The 12,249-nt window shown below is 55.7% G+C and carries 15 protein-coding genes; all 15 read left to right on the plus strand.

Going from position 1 to position 12,249, the window contains the following annotated elements:
* Nucleotides 1–123 precede the first annotated feature (123 nt).
* The 15 genes from N685_RS0112025 (at nt 124) to N685_RS0112095 (ending at nt 12,219) form a co-directional block, all read left to right on the plus strand.
* Entirely contained in the window at nt 124–396 is a 273-nt protein-coding gene (locus tag N685_RS0112025) for an HU family DNA-binding protein (protein WP_008879623.1), read from the plus strand.
* Between the two features lie 127 nt (nt 397–523).
* A complete protein-coding gene (gene folE, locus N685_RS0112030; RefSeq protein WP_031408675.1) occupies nt 524–1,090 on the plus strand; it encodes a GTP cyclohydrolase I FolE in 567 nt (188 codons plus the stop codon).
* A gap of 12 nt (nt 1,091–1,102) precedes the next feature.
* Nucleotides 1,103–1,327, plus strand: coding sequence for a trp RNA-binding attenuation protein MtrB (gene mtrB, locus N685_RS0112035; RefSeq protein WP_011231698.1), 225 nt, complete (start codon nt 1,103–1,105; stop codon nt 1,325–1,327).
* 114 nt (nt 1,328–1,441) lie between these two features.
* Nucleotides 1,442–2,221, plus strand: coding sequence for a heptaprenyl diphosphate synthase component 1 (locus N685_RS0112040; protein ID WP_031408678.1), 780 nt, complete (start codon nt 1,442–1,444; stop codon nt 2,219–2,221).
* 4 nt (nt 2,222–2,225) lie between these two features.
* A complete protein-coding gene (gene menG / locus N685_RS0112045; RefSeq protein WP_031408680.1) occupies nt 2,226–2,930 on the plus strand; it encodes a demethylmenaquinone methyltransferase in 705 nt (234 codons plus the stop codon).
* Nucleotides 2,931–2,945: 15 nt separating this feature from the next.
* Nucleotides 2,946–3,908, plus strand: a complete 963-nt coding sequence (gene hepT, locus N685_RS0112050; protein ID WP_031408682.1) for a heptaprenyl diphosphate synthase component II — start codon at nt 2,946–2,948, stop codon at nt 3,906–3,908.
* 98 nt (nt 3,909–4,006) lie between these two features.
* On the plus strand, nt 4,007–4,456 hold the full coding sequence (gene ndk / locus N685_RS0112055; protein ID WP_031408684.1) for a nucleoside-diphosphate kinase: 450 nt from the start codon (nt 4,007–4,009) through the stop codon (nt 4,454–4,456).
* 72 nt (nt 4,457–4,528) lie between these two features.
* Nucleotides 4,529–5,299 (plus strand): CheR family methyltransferase, encoded by a 771-nt coding sequence (locus N685_RS0112060; protein WP_031408685.1) that lies wholly within the window; start codon nt 4,529–4,531, stop codon nt 5,297–5,299.
* A gap of 99 nt (nt 5,300–5,398) precedes the next feature.
* On the plus strand, nt 5,399–6,565 hold the full coding sequence (gene aroC / locus N685_RS0112065; protein ID WP_031408687.1) for a chorismate synthase: 1,167 nt from the start codon (nt 5,399–5,401) through the stop codon (nt 6,563–6,565).
* Nucleotides 6,566–6,567: 2 nt separating this feature from the next.
* Nucleotides 6,568–7,668 carry a 3-dehydroquinate synthase gene (aroB, locus tag N685_RS0112070; RefSeq protein WP_031408689.1) on the plus strand — a complete coding sequence of 367 codons (1,101 nt, stop codon included), beginning with the start codon at nt 6,568–6,570 and terminating at the stop codon, nt 7,666–7,668.
* Entirely contained in the window at nt 7,665–8,045 is a 381-nt protein-coding gene (gene aroH / locus N685_RS0112075) for a chorismate mutase (RefSeq protein WP_031408691.1), read from the plus strand. Before aroB ends, aroH begins: the two co-directional genes overlap by 4 nt.
* Before the next feature lie 237 nt (nt 8,046–8,282).
* Complete coding sequence (gene trpE, locus N685_RS0112080) at nt 8,283–9,809, plus strand: anthranilate synthase component I (protein ID WP_031408693.1); 1,527 nt, start codon at nt 8,283–8,285, stop codon at nt 9,807–9,809.
* On the plus strand, nt 9,803–10,822 hold the full coding sequence (gene trpD / locus N685_RS0112085) for an anthranilate phosphoribosyltransferase (RefSeq protein WP_031408695.1): 1,020 nt from the start codon (nt 9,803–9,805) through the stop codon (nt 10,820–10,822). The genes trpE and trpD overlap by 7 nt, the downstream gene beginning before the upstream one ends.
* Nucleotides 10,815–11,591 carry an indole-3-glycerol phosphate synthase TrpC gene (trpC, locus tag N685_RS0112090; protein WP_031408698.1) on the plus strand — a complete coding sequence of 259 codons (777 nt, stop codon included), beginning with the start codon at nt 10,815–10,817 and terminating at the stop codon, nt 11,589–11,591. Before trpD ends, trpC begins: the two co-directional genes overlap by 8 nt.
* Nucleotides 11,578–12,219: a phosphoribosylanthranilate isomerase gene (locus N685_RS0112095; RefSeq protein WP_031408699.1), complete on the plus strand. Its 642-nt coding sequence runs from the start codon at nt 11,578–11,580 to the stop codon at nt 12,217–12,219. Before trpC ends, N685_RS0112095 begins: the two co-directional genes overlap by 14 nt.
* Nucleotides 12,220–12,249: the final 30 nt, after the last annotated feature.

A 12,249-nucleotide genomic window follows, 5' to 3' on the forward strand; every position in this document is an offset into this window, starting at 1 on the left:
GTTGCGCCGGCGCGGCGCGCGAGCCTTCTTGCCGCTGGAATTGGATGTCTATGTATAGAAAAGCAGAAAAGTGTGCACAAATGGTAGTAAACAAGACCAGCTCCTTGGGAGGAGGTGAATGGCATGAACAAAACGGAATTGATCAACGCGGTCGCTGAAACAAGCGGTCTTTCGAAAAAAGATGCAACAAAAGCCGTTGATGCGGTGTTTGATTCGATTACAGAAGCGCTGCGAAAAGGCGATAAAGTGCAATTAATCGGTTTTGGAAACTTTGAAGTGCGCGAGCGCGCCGCCCGGAAAGGACGCAATCCGCAAACGGGCGAAGAAATGGAAATTCCGGCAAGCAAAGTTCCTGCATTCAAACCGGGCAAAGCGTTGAAAGATGCTGTCAAGTAAGCCTACATAGCAGGAGCGCAGAAGGGAAGGGCAGGTGATCCACCGCCCTTCTTTTTTGTTTTTTTTGGCTCCCTATGCTAGAATCGGATTACATGCAGCTTTTATGATGCAGGAGGATGTTGTTTGTATGCCAGAGATCAATGTTGCGCAAATTGAATATGCGGTCCGCCTCATTCTTGAGGCGATCGGGGAAGATCCAGACCGCGAAGGGCTCGTCGATACGCCAAAGCGGGTGGCGAAAATGTATGCCGAGGTGTTCGCTGGGTTGCAGGAAGACCCGAAGCAGCACTTTCAAACCGTATTCAGCGAGGAACATGAGGAGCTTGTGCTCGTCAAAGATATTCCGTTTTATTCGATGTGCGAACACCATTTGGTGCCGTTTTTTGGCGTTGCTCACGTCGCCTATATTCCGCGGGGAGGGAAAGTGACCGGACTGAGCAAGCTTGCTCGAGCCGTTGAGGCGGTGGCGCGTCGCCCGCAGCTGCAAGAGCGCATCACGGCGACGATTGCTGATTCGATCGTCGAGGCGCTTGAGCCGCATGGGGTGATGGTCGTCGTTGAAGCGGAGCATATGTGCATGACGATGCGCGGGGTGAAAAAACCGGGGGCCAAAACAGTGACAACCGCGGTGCGAGGCGTGTTTGAAACAGATGCCAACGCCCGCACTGAAGTGCTTTCGTTAATCAAAGCGTAAGGAGGGAAGAGGATGTACACAAACAGCGATTTTGTCGTCATTAAAGCGCTCGAAGACGGGGTGAACGTCATCGGGCTGACGCGCGGCGCGGACACAAGATTTCACCATTCGGAAAAGCTTGACAAAGGCGAAGTGTTGATCGCTCAGTTCACGGAACATACGTCGGCGATCAAAGTGAGAGGAAAAGCGTATATTCAAACGCGCCACGGTGTGGTTGAATCGGAAGGCAAAAAGTAAACCGGCAAATTTCTAGCAAACTAGAGCGTTTTCGACAAAATTATGTTATAATGAGTCCGTCATGGCGGTGCGGATATTTTTGGGGGGACAAGGGTGAGAAGAGTGAATGACATCATGGTGAAATTGGCGTCATTGAAGGAACAAATCGAACGGCAGCTGGACCATCCGTATTTGCGCGCGCATGTGCCGACGCCGGCTGTCGACGAAGATCGGCTGCTGCTTTCGCTGTCGATGATGACTGATGCTTCGGCGGCGCCGAATGAGCCGGACCGGTGCATCATCGCCATGATGCTCATGCAAATCGCCCTTGACACCCATGATCAGGTGACAGACCGCGGCGGCGATTTGCGGACGCGGCAGCTTGTCGTTTTGGCCGGCGACTTGTACAGCGGGCTTTATTACGACTTGCTGGCGCGCTCGGGCGATGTCGCGCTCATCCGTTTGTTTGCCGAAGCGGTCCGTGAGATTAATGAGCAAAAAGTGCAGCTGTACGAAAAAAAGGTGGAGCGGATCGAGACGCTGTTCGCCGCGGTCGGCACGATCGAGTCGGCATTGCTTGTGAAGCTTGCCGAGCGCATCGGGGCGCCGCAATGGGGGGAATTTGCCGGCCATTACTTGCTGTTGCGGCGCTTGCTGCTCGAGCAAGCAGCGTTCGTCCGCACCGGGTCATCGGTGCTGTTTGAACAAATGGCGCATATCGCCTTTCCGTGGGCTAAAGGGCTGACGAAAGAACAAAAGCGGCATTTGCTTCGCCTTTGCGAGCGTTATATCGACCATTGCAAGGAAGCGCTGCTTTCGGCCGACTTGCCGATGAATGACCTGCTGCGGTTCCGTATGGCGGAACTTGCCGGCCGATTTCAAGCCATTGTCAAAAAGTCGGTGGAAGAAGGGTAGAACGATGCATCAATCGAAAGAAGAACGAGTCCATCGCGTATTTGAAAACATTTCTGCACATTATGACCGGATGAATTCTGTCATCAGCTTCCGCCGCCATTTGAAATGGCGCGAGGACGTCATGCGGAGGATGAATGTGCAAAAAGGGAAAAGGGCGCTCGACGTGTGTTGCGGAACGGCCGATTGGGCGATTGCGCTGGCTGAGGCGGTTGGACCGAAGGGGGAAGTGTACGGTCTTGACTTCAGCGAAAACATGCTGAAAGTCGCCGAGCAAAAGGTGAAGGCGCGCGGCCTCGACAACGTCAAGCTCATTCACGGCAACGCCATGCGGCTGCCGTTTCCCGATAATTCGTTCGATTATGTGACGATCGGCTTCGGCTTGCGCAACGTCCCTGATTATATGACGGTGCTGAAAGAAATGCACCGAGTCACCAAGCCGGGCGGCATGACCGTCTGTCTGGAAACGTCGCAGCCGACGTTGTTTGGTTTCCGCCAGCTTTACTATTTTTATTTTCGGTTTATTATGCCGCTGTTTGGCAAACTGTTGGCGAAAAGCTATGAGGAATACTCATGGCTGCAGGAATCGGCGCGTGAATTTCCAGGACGGGACGAGCTGGCCGAGATGTTCCGCGAAGCCGGTTTCGTCGATGTCGAGGTCAAACCGTACACGTTCGGCGTAGCGGCCATGCATTTAGGCTATAAACGATGAGTCAAGGTGAACACCATGAAGTTAAAGGCGATGTATTCGTTTTTAAGCGATGATTTGGCGGCGGTCGAAGAGGAGCTCGAGCGGACGGTCCGGTCGGAATACGGGCCGCTGGGGGAAGCGGCGCTCCATTTATTGCAAGCGGGCGGAAAGCGGATCCGTCCCGTTTTTGTCTTGCTGTCCGCCCGTTTTGGCCATTATGATTTTGAACGGATTAAACATGTAGCCGTAGCGCTTGAACTCATCCATATGGCATCGCTCGTTCACGACGATGTCATCGATGACGCCGACGTTCGGCGCGGCCGCCCGACGATCAAGGCGAAATGGAGCAACCGCTTTGCCATGTATACAGGTGATTACCTCTTCGCTCGTTCGCTTGAGCGGATGGCGGAGCTTTCCAGTTCGCGCGCTCATCAAGTGCTGGCGAAAACGATCGTGGAAGTGTGCCGTGGGGAAATCGAGCAAATCAAGGACAAATACCGATTCGACCAGCCGCTTCGCACGTACTTGCGGCGCATCCGCCGGAAAACGGCGCTATTGATCGCCGCGAGTTGCCAGCTTGGCGCCCTTGCCGCCGACGCGCCGGAGGCGGTGGCCAACCGACTGTATTGGTTCGGCCATTACGTCGGCATGTCGTTTCAAATTACCGATGACATTCTTGATTTCACGGGTACGGAAGAGCAGCTCGGCAAGCCGGCTGGAAGCGACTTGCAGCAAGGAAACGTCACCCTCCCGGTGCTGTATGCCCTTTGCGATGAACAGGCGCGAGCGAAAATTACGGCCGTCAACGCGGACACTGACGCCAAAGAAATGTCAGCGGTGCTGGCGGTCATTAAACAGACGGATGCCATCGAACGATCGTATGCGCTAAGCGACCGCTATTTGGAAAAAGCGCTCCGCCTGCTTAACGAGTTGCCGGCCAACGAAGCGCGCACGCTGCTCCATGATCTCGCTCTCTACATTGGGAAAAGGGATTATTAGCGCTTTCAAGGACGCTGTTGCCAACGGCGTGGAACCATGATACTATGATGGGTGGGAACCCGTTTCCCAGTACATACGACAGTAGAGGTGGAGAGCGAATGGCAGAACGGACATTCATCATGGTGAAACCGGACGGGGTTCAGCGCAATTTGATCGGCGAGATTGTCGCTCGCTTTGAAAAAAAAGGCTTCCAGCTTGTCGGCGCGAAGCTGATGCAGGTGTCGCGCGAACTGGCCGAGCAGCATTACGCTGAGCATAAAGAGCGCCCGTTTTTCGGCGAGCTCGTCGACTTTATCACCTCGGGGCCAGTGTTTGCCATGGTGTGGGAGGGCGAGAACGTGATCGCCGCCGCCCGGCAAATGATGGGGAAAACGAATCCGCAGGAGGCTGCCCCTGGCACGATCCGCGGCGATTTTGGCCTGACGGTCGGCAAAAACGTCATCCACGGCTCCGACTCGCCGCAAAGCGCCGAACGCGAAATCAACTTGTTCTTTAAAGAAGAAGAGCTCGTCCGCTATTCGAAACAGATCAACGCATGGCTGTACTGATGCGAAGACCGGCCGCCATTCGGCCGGTTTTTGCCGTTTTTGTATATTGACAGGGGAGAGGAACAGGCGACGATGGACGATTACGCACAGTTCATTGCCAAAGTGAAGCGAAAAACAGGCATTGACTTATCACTATATAAGGAGGCGCAGATGAGGCGGCGTTTGGCGTCGTTGTACATGAAAAAAGGGCTAAAAAGCTTTGCCGAGTTGTTTGCGGCGATGGAGAAAGAGCCAGCGCTATGGCATGAATGCTTGGATCGGATGACGATCAACGTCTCGGAGTTTTACCGGAACGCCAAGCGTTGGGAAGTGCTTGAGCACACCATTTTGCCGCGGCTCTTGGCGGAAAACCCGCGCCCGAACGTGTGGAGCGCTGCCTGCTCAACCGGCGAGGAGCCGTATACGCTCGCGATGGTGCTTGCAAAACGATTGCCGCTTCACCGCGTGTCGGTGTTGGCGACCGACATTGACGATAATGCGCTCGTCCGCGCGCGTCTCGGTTTGTACAGCGAGCGGTCGCTTGTAGAGCTGCCGGAGGAAATGAGAAAAAAGTTTTTTACGAAAGACGGCGAGTATTATAAAATAAACGAAAAGATTAAACAAACGGTCAAGTTTCAAAAGCACAACTTGCTCGCGGATCCGTTTCCTTGCAACATGGATTTGATCGTCTGCCGCAACGTGCTCATTTATTTTACGGAAGAGGCGAAGCGGATGCTGTATCGCAAATTTCACGACGCGCTCCGGACGGGAGGTGTGCTGTTTGTCGGCAGCACCGAGCAGATTTTCAATCCCGGCTTGTACGGTTTTGAAGTCGAGGAGACGTTTTTTTACCGAAAAAAATAGCTCACGCCGGCTTCTTTTTTTCCTGAAACTATTTTCATTTTTCGAATTTATGATATATTTTTACTTAAACGCGTTAAAGACCTGAAGGGAGAGACAAACATGCGGTATTTGACGGCAGGGGAATCGCATGGGCCGCAATTGACGGCCATTTTGGAAGGAGTACCGGCCGGGCTCGCGCTATGCGCCGAGCATATCAATAAAGAGCTGGCGCGTCGGCAAAAAGGGTACGGACGCGGCCGCCGCATGCAGATTGAAAAAGACGAAGTGAAAATCACAGGCGGCGTCAGGCACGGGAAAACGCTCGGCTCGCCGATTGCGCTCGTTGTCGAGAATCGCGATTTTAAACATTGGCAAACGATTATGGCGGTTGAGCCGATGGATGACGAAGCGGAAGTGAAGCGGAAAGTGACGCGTCCGCGCCCAGGGCATGCTGATTTAAACGGCGCCCTGAAATACGGACATCGCGACATGCGCAACGTGCTCGAGCGCTCGTCAGCAAGAGAAACAACGGTGCGTGTGGCGGCCGGGGCGGTGGCAAAACGCATTTTGGAAGAGGTCGGCATCCGCGTCGCCGGCCATGTCATCGAAATCGGCGGCGTGCGCGCCAAGAAGCTTGATTATCGTTCGCTTGAGGAATTGCAGGCGGTGACGGAAGAATCGCCGGTGCGCTGCTTTGACCCGGAGGCAGGGAAAAAAATGATGGAAGCGATCGATTGGGCGAAGAAAAACGGCGATTCGATCGGCGGCATCGTGGAAGTGATCGTTGAGGGCGTTCCGGCTGGAGTCGGCAGCTATGTCCATTACGACCGAAAGCTTGATGCAAAAATCGCCGCGGCGATCGTCAGCATCAACGCGTTTAAAGGCGTTGAATTCGGGATCGGCTTTGAAGCGGCGCGCCTCCCGGGAAGTGAAGTGCACGATGAAATCGTTTGGAGCCCGGAAGAAGGCTTTTCGCGCCGAACGAATCGGGCGGGCGGCTTTGAAGGCGGGGTGACGACCGGGATGCCGATCGTCGTTCGCGGAGTGATGAAGCCGATCCCGACGCTGTACAAGCCGCTTCAAAGCGTGGATATCGAGACGAAAGAGCCGTTTGCGGCAAGCATTGAGCGATCGGATAGCTGCGCCGTGCCGGCGGCGAGCGTTGTCGCTGAGGCCGTTGTCGCCTGGGAAGTGGCGGCGGCGATCGTTGAGCAGTTTGGGCAGGATCGGATGGACTTGATTAAAGAAAATGTGGAACGCGCCCGCCGCTATGCAAAGGAGTTTTAACCATGATCGAACGGACGATTGAAACGGCGACGAAGCGCTATCCGCTTCTTTTGGGCGATGGAGCGGCCCGCGAGTTGCCAAAGTTGCTTCGATCGCTCGCCTGCCCGCCGGGGACAAAACTTTTCATCGTTACCGACGATACTGTGGCGCCTCTTTATTTGGATGAGGTGCGGGGGTTGCTTGCCGCCGCTGAGTACGACGTGTACACCTACGTCATTCCGAGCGGGGAGGCGGCCAAGTCCTTTGATAATTATTACGCCTGTCAGACAGCGGCATTGCAGTGCGGCCTTGACCGCCGTTCGGTCATCATTGCGCTTGGAGGCGGCGTTGTCGGCGATTTGGCCGGGTTTGTCGCCGCCACCTATATGCGCGGCATCCGCTATATACAAATGCCGACGACCCTTTTGGCCCATGACAGCGCCGTCGGCGGCAAGGTCGCCATCAACCATCCGCTCGGCAAAAATATGATCGGCGCTTTCCACCAGCCAGAGGCGGTCGTGTACGACATCTCTTTTTTGCGTACTTTGCCCGATCGCGAGCTTCGGTCCGGGTTTGCCGAGGTGATCAAGCATGCGTTGATTCGCGACCGCTGCTTTTACGAATGGCTGCGCGCGGAAATCAAGACGCTCGCCGACTTGCAGGGCGACAAGCTCGCCTATTGCATTGAAAAGGGCATTGACATTAAGGCGTCCGTCGTCCGTGAGGATGAAAAAGAAACCGGGGTGCGCGCCCATTTGAATTTCGGCCATACGCTTGGCCATGCGCTGGAAAGCGAGTTAGGCTACGGCGTGCTCACCCATGGGGAGGCGGTCGCGGTTGGCATGCTGTTTGCGGTCTTTGTCAGCGAACGATTTTACGGCCGGTCGTTCGCCGAGCATCGATTGGCTGATTGGTTCGCAGGATACGGCTTCCCGGTGTCGCTGCCGACAACGGTTCAGACGCGCCGCCTGCTTGCGAAGATGAAAGGCGACAAAAAAGCGTACGCCGGCACAGTGCGAATGGTGCTTCTTTGTGAGATCGGTGACGTGGAAGTGGTGGAACTCGAAGATGACAACCTGCTCACGTGGCTGGACGAGTTTTCCAAACAGGAGGGGAAAGGATGATTCGCGGCATTCGCGGAGCGATTACGGTGGATCGAAATGACGCCGAGGAAATCGTGGCGGCAACTGAAACGTTGCTTCGTGAAATGATCCGCGCAAACGATGTCGCCGCTGCTGATGTGTCGTTTGTGCTCATTTCCGTCACCGACGACATCACCGCCGCGTTTCCGGCGCAGGCGCTGCGCCGTTTGGACGGCTGGACGTATGTACCGGTCATGTGCATGAGGGAAATTCCGGTGCCTGGTTCCTTGCCGCGCTGCATTCGCGTCATGATGACGGTGGCGACTGAGAAACACCAAGAAGAGATCTGCCACGTGTATTTAAAAGGAGCGGTTGTGTTGCGCCCGGATTTGTCGTTGACAAAAAAAACTGAAATGTAATATAGTTAAAATAACTTCTTTGCCCCCTTAACGCAGCGAGGGGTGTTGGAAGCTGAGCAAGAGTGGAGAGCGAGCGTAGGGTAGATGAGAATGAGCGAGTTTAGCTGAGGTGAGCGTTTTTTCATTCGCCGGCATCTGCCCAAAGACGGTCGTCTTTGGGCGTTTTATTTTCCCCTCTCTTTTTTCGCCTCATAAACCCTCATTCTCCGCCCGCTGATCATGAAGGGAGGAGAAGTGATGTCTGCTGATGGGCTGACCGCTTTTTTGGCAGAAGCGAACGAATTTCGCACCATCCCGATTGTGCGTAAATTTGTAGCCGATGTCATTGAGCCGCTCGGCGTGTTTGCCAATTTGCGCGAGGAAGCCGTGTTTTTGCTTGAAAGCAAGGATGACGAATCGCCATGGGCGCGCTATTCGTTCATTGGCGTGGCGCCGTTTTTGACGCTGGAGAGCGAAACCGGCGAAACGTTTTCGGTGAAAGACGAAAACGGGAACAAACCAATCACCGCACCGACGCTGAAAGAAGCGTTTCAATGGGTCGAGCGGACGCTTGCCGTCAAGCCGCTCGCCGAGACGGTGCCGTTTACAGGCGGTGCAGTTGGGTTTTTAGGCTACGATTTCATTTCCGCCATCGAAAAAGTGCCGCGCCATCAAAACCGCGATTTGCCGATGAAGACGGCCTATTTCGTGTTTTGTGAATCGTTGTTTGCGTTTGACCACCAAAAGCGTGAATTGCTCGTCATTCACTATATTCGGTTGAGCGGCAACGAAACGGAGGAAGAAAAAATCGAAGCGTACCGCGCGGCCGAACGGCGCATGGCCGATCTCGCAGCGAAAGCGGCCCGCATCCGCACCGAGCAGCCGCTCTTGCCGGCGGAAGGCGAATCGGGGCGGCCCGCCTCGTTTGCCAAAGCAGTGTCCAACTATGACAAAAAACAGTTTTTGCGCGATGTGGAGACTGTGAAACGGTACATCGCGGCCGGTGATGTGTTTCAAGCGGTTCTGTCCCAGCGCTTCTGCGTGCCGGTTCAAGCCGGAGGCTTTGCCATTTATCGGTTGCTCCGCTACATCAACCCGTCACCGTACATGTTTTATTTCCAGCTTGGCGATGTGGAAATTGTCGGCAGTTCGCCGGAAAAACTCGTTCAAGTGCACCGTGGGCGCGTTGAGATCGATCCGATTGCCGGCACACGGCGGCGCGGCCGATCGCCGGAAGAAGATGAGAGGCTGGCTGATGAGCTGTACCACGACCCGAAAGAACGGGCTGAGCATTATATGCTTGTCGATTTGGCGCGCAACGACATCGGCCGGGTCGCCAAGTACGGAACAGTCGAGGTGCCGGTGTTGCTTCAGATCGGAAAGTTTTCACACGTGATGCACTTAATTTCCAAAGTCGTCGGTGAACTGGACGACAACGTTCACCCGATCGATGCACTCCTTGCCGCCTTTCCGGCTGGAACGGTGAGCGGGGCTCCGAAAGTGCGGGCGATGCAAATTTTGCAGGAACTCGAGCCGACGGCGAGGGGGCTGTATGCCGGAGCGATTGCCTATATCGGGTTTGACGGCAACATCGATTCATGCATCGCCATCCGGACAGCGGTCGTGAAAGACGGTTATGCCTATGTGCAAGCCGGCGCCGGCATTGTCGCCGACTCCGTTCCGGAACTGGAGTGGAAAGAGACGCGTAATAAAGCGAGCGCCTTGATGAATGCGATTGAACAAGCGGAACGACTATTTGCGAAAGGGGAGAGGGTCGTATGTTGAAGCAGCTGCTTTCGAAATGTGCGGAAGGAGAAGCGTTGACGGAGGACGAAGCGTATGCGGCGATGAATGTCATCATGTCCGGCGAGGCGACGGACAGTCAAATCGCCAGTCTGTTGTCCATGCTCCGCCTGCGCGGAGAGACGGTCGATGAGCTCGTCGGATTTGTGCGGGCCATGCGCGACCGGATGACTGCCATTGAGGCTAGTGATGATGTCATCGATACGTGCGGCACGGGCGGCGATGGGGCGGCGACATTCAACGTTTCCACCGCCGCGGCGATCGTCATTTCATCGCTCGGTGTCAAAGTCGCTAAGCACGGCAACCGCGCTGTTTCGTCAAAAAGTGGCAGCGCCGATGTGCTCGAGCGGCTCGGCATCGACATTCCAACGTCGCCGTCGGCGGCCAAACAGGCGTTGGAAACGAAAGGGTTGGCGTTTTTGTTCGCCCCGCTCTATCACGCGGCGATGAAACACGCCGCCGGGCCGCGGAAGGAAATCGGGTTCCGCACCGTTTTCAACTTGATCGGCCCGCTCGCCAATCCGGCGCGTTGCAAGCGGCAAGTCGTCGGCGTCTATTCGACCCGCTACGCTGAGAAATTGGCGGAGGCGATGCGCCGCCTCGGCTCGAAACATGTGTTGTTTGTCACCGGGCGCGATGGGCTTGATGAATGCAGCATTGCGGCAGAAACGGATGTTGTGGAATTGAAAGACGGGGCGATCCGCCGCTTTGTCATCGCTCCAGAAGATGTTGGCTTGCCGCGCGGCAAGCTTGCCGATGTGCAAGTGCGCGATCCGGCAGAGAGCGCCGCGCTTCTTGAGGCGGTGATGGCGGGAACAGCGCCGGAGAGCGCCATCAATATCGTTGTGCTGAATGCCGGCGCCGCTCTGTATGCCGCCGGCAAAGCAGAAACGATTGCCGAAGGAGTGGCGAGAGCGAAAGAGGCACTTTTGTCCAAAACCGCATACGAACAACTGCAACGCCTGCGGGCGAAGGAAGTGGTTCATGATGCTTAGGGAAATTTTAGCAGCCAAACGGGAAGAAGTGGAAACGTTGACGCTGCCGGCGCCATGGCCAGAGCGAAAGCGCCGACCATTGGCAGCGGCGCTCCGCCGGCCGCGGCGGATGCTTGGCTTGATCGCTGAGGTGAAAAAAGCGTCGCCGTCAAAAGGCATCATTCGCCCGGATTTTGACCCGGTGGCCATCGCGAAAGCGTATGAACGCGCCGGTGCCGACGCCATCAGCGTGCTGACGGATGAACGGTATTTCCAAGGGCATCGCCGCTATTTGCAAGCGGTGAAAGAAGCGGTTAATGTTCCCGTGCTCCGCAAAGATTTCATCATCGATCGGCGGCAAGTCGAAGAAAGCGCCCGACTCGGGGCGGATGCGATTTTATTGATCGGCGAGGCGCTCCCACCGGAAACACTTGAGGAGCTCTATCATGAAGCGTACAGCTCGGGGATCGAATGTCTGGTCGAAGTGCATGCGAAAGAGACGCTCGAGCGGATTTTCGATCGGTTTACGCCGGAGATCGTCGGCATCAACAACCGCGACTTGCATACCTTTGTGACAACGCTTGAGGCGACCAAAACGCTCGCTCCGCTCATCCCGCCATCGTGCATCATCGTCAGCGAAAGCGGGATCGGTTCCTACAACGATGTGAAGACGGTTGAATCGTATGGAGCACAGGCCATGCTCGTCGGCGAGTCGCTCATGCGCCAAGACGATGTGGAGCGGGCGGTCTATCGGCTGTTTGGGGAGGAAGATGGGGATGATTCGAATTAAATATTGCGGCAACCGTTCGGCTGAAGACGTGCAGGCTGCTATCGTGAGCGGGGCTGATTACCTCGGTTTTATTTTCGCCGAAAGCAAGCGGAACGTCTCTCCGAGTGAAGTGCAACAGTGGCTTGCGCCCCATGAGCTTGGCGCCAAACAGCTTGTCGGCGTCTTTGTCAACGCTCCCGTTGAACAGATCGCCGCTGTCGCCGCCGAGCTGCCGCTTCATGTCATCCAATGCCACGGCCGGGAAACGCCGGCGGAGCTGGCGGCAGTGAAAGAGACGGTGCCGTTTTCCGTCTGGAAGACAATCCACCATGGCGATAGGGCGCTTGCGGCGATGAGGCAGTACGCTGGCATTGCCGATGGCTACGTTGTCGACAGCCGCGTCGCCGGCGCCTGGGGGGGGACGGGCATCGCCTTTGACTGGACGGCAGTGCCAGGCTATTTGGAAGAGGCGGCCCGCCAAGGCGTGCCATGCTTCATTGCCGGCGGCATCACTCCGGACAATATTGATCGGCTGCTTGTCTATCGACCAGATGGCATCGATATCAGCAGCGGCATTGAAACGGATGGACGCAAAGATCCAGCGAAGATGAAGCAAATCGAAGAAAAAATCAAACATCACGAGTGTTGATGATTCGCTATGTACGGAAAAACATAGAAA

Source organism: Geobacillus vulcani PSS1, from assembly GCF_000733845.1.
Taxonomy (GTDB): domain Bacteria; phylum Bacillota; class Bacilli; order Bacillales; family Anoxybacillaceae; genus Geobacillus; species Geobacillus vulcani.

Coding starts and splice junctions, on each gene's coding strand:
- hepT (WP_031408682.1), top strand. CDS start 2,946: ATGAAGTTAAAGGCGATGTATTCGTTTTTAAGCGATGATTTGGCGGCG.
- ndk (WP_031408684.1), top strand. CDS start 4,007: ATGGCAGAACGGACATTCATCATGGTGAAACCGGACGGGGTTCAGCGC.
- folE (WP_031408675.1), top strand. CDS start 524: ATGCCAGAGATCAATGTTGCGCAAATTGAATATGCGGTCCGCCTCATT.
- aroB (WP_031408689.1), top strand. CDS start 6,568: ATGATCGAACGGACGATTGAAACGGCGACGAAGCGCTATCCGCTTCTT.
- mtrB (WP_011231698.1), top strand. CDS start 1,103: ATGTACACAAACAGCGATTTTGTCGTCATTAAAGCGCTCGAAGACGGG.
- aroH (WP_031408691.1), top strand. CDS start 7,665: ATGATTCGCGGCATTCGCGGAGCGATTACGGTGGATCGAAATGACGCC.
- trpD (WP_031408695.1), top strand. CDS start 9,803: ATGTTGAAGCAGCTGCTTTCGAAATGTGCGGAAGGAGAAGCGTTGACG.
- aroC (WP_031408687.1), top strand. CDS start 5,399: ATGCGGTATTTGACGGCAGGGGAATCGCATGGGCCGCAATTGACGGCC.
- N685_RS0112060 (WP_031408685.1), top strand. CDS start 4,529: ATGGACGATTACGCACAGTTCATTGCCAAAGTGAAGCGAAAAACAGGC.
- trpE (WP_031408693.1), top strand. CDS start 8,283: ATGTCTGCTGATGGGCTGACCGCTTTTTTGGCAGAAGCGAACGAATTT.
- menG (WP_031408680.1), top strand. CDS start 2,226: ATGCATCAATCGAAAGAAGAACGAGTCCATCGCGTATTTGAAAACATT.
- trpC (WP_031408698.1), top strand. CDS start 10,815: ATGCTTAGGGAAATTTTAGCAGCCAAACGGGAAGAAGTGGAAACGTTG.
- N685_RS0112025 (WP_008879623.1), top strand. CDS start 124: ATGAACAAAACGGAATTGATCAACGCGGTCGCTGAAACAAGCGGTCTT.
- N685_RS0112040 (WP_031408678.1), top strand. CDS start 1,442: ATGGTGAAATTGGCGTCATTGAAGGAACAAATCGAACGGCAGCTGGAC.
- N685_RS0112095 (WP_031408699.1), top strand. CDS start 11,578: ATGATTCGAATTAAATATTGCGGCAACCGTTCGGCTGAAGACGTGCAG.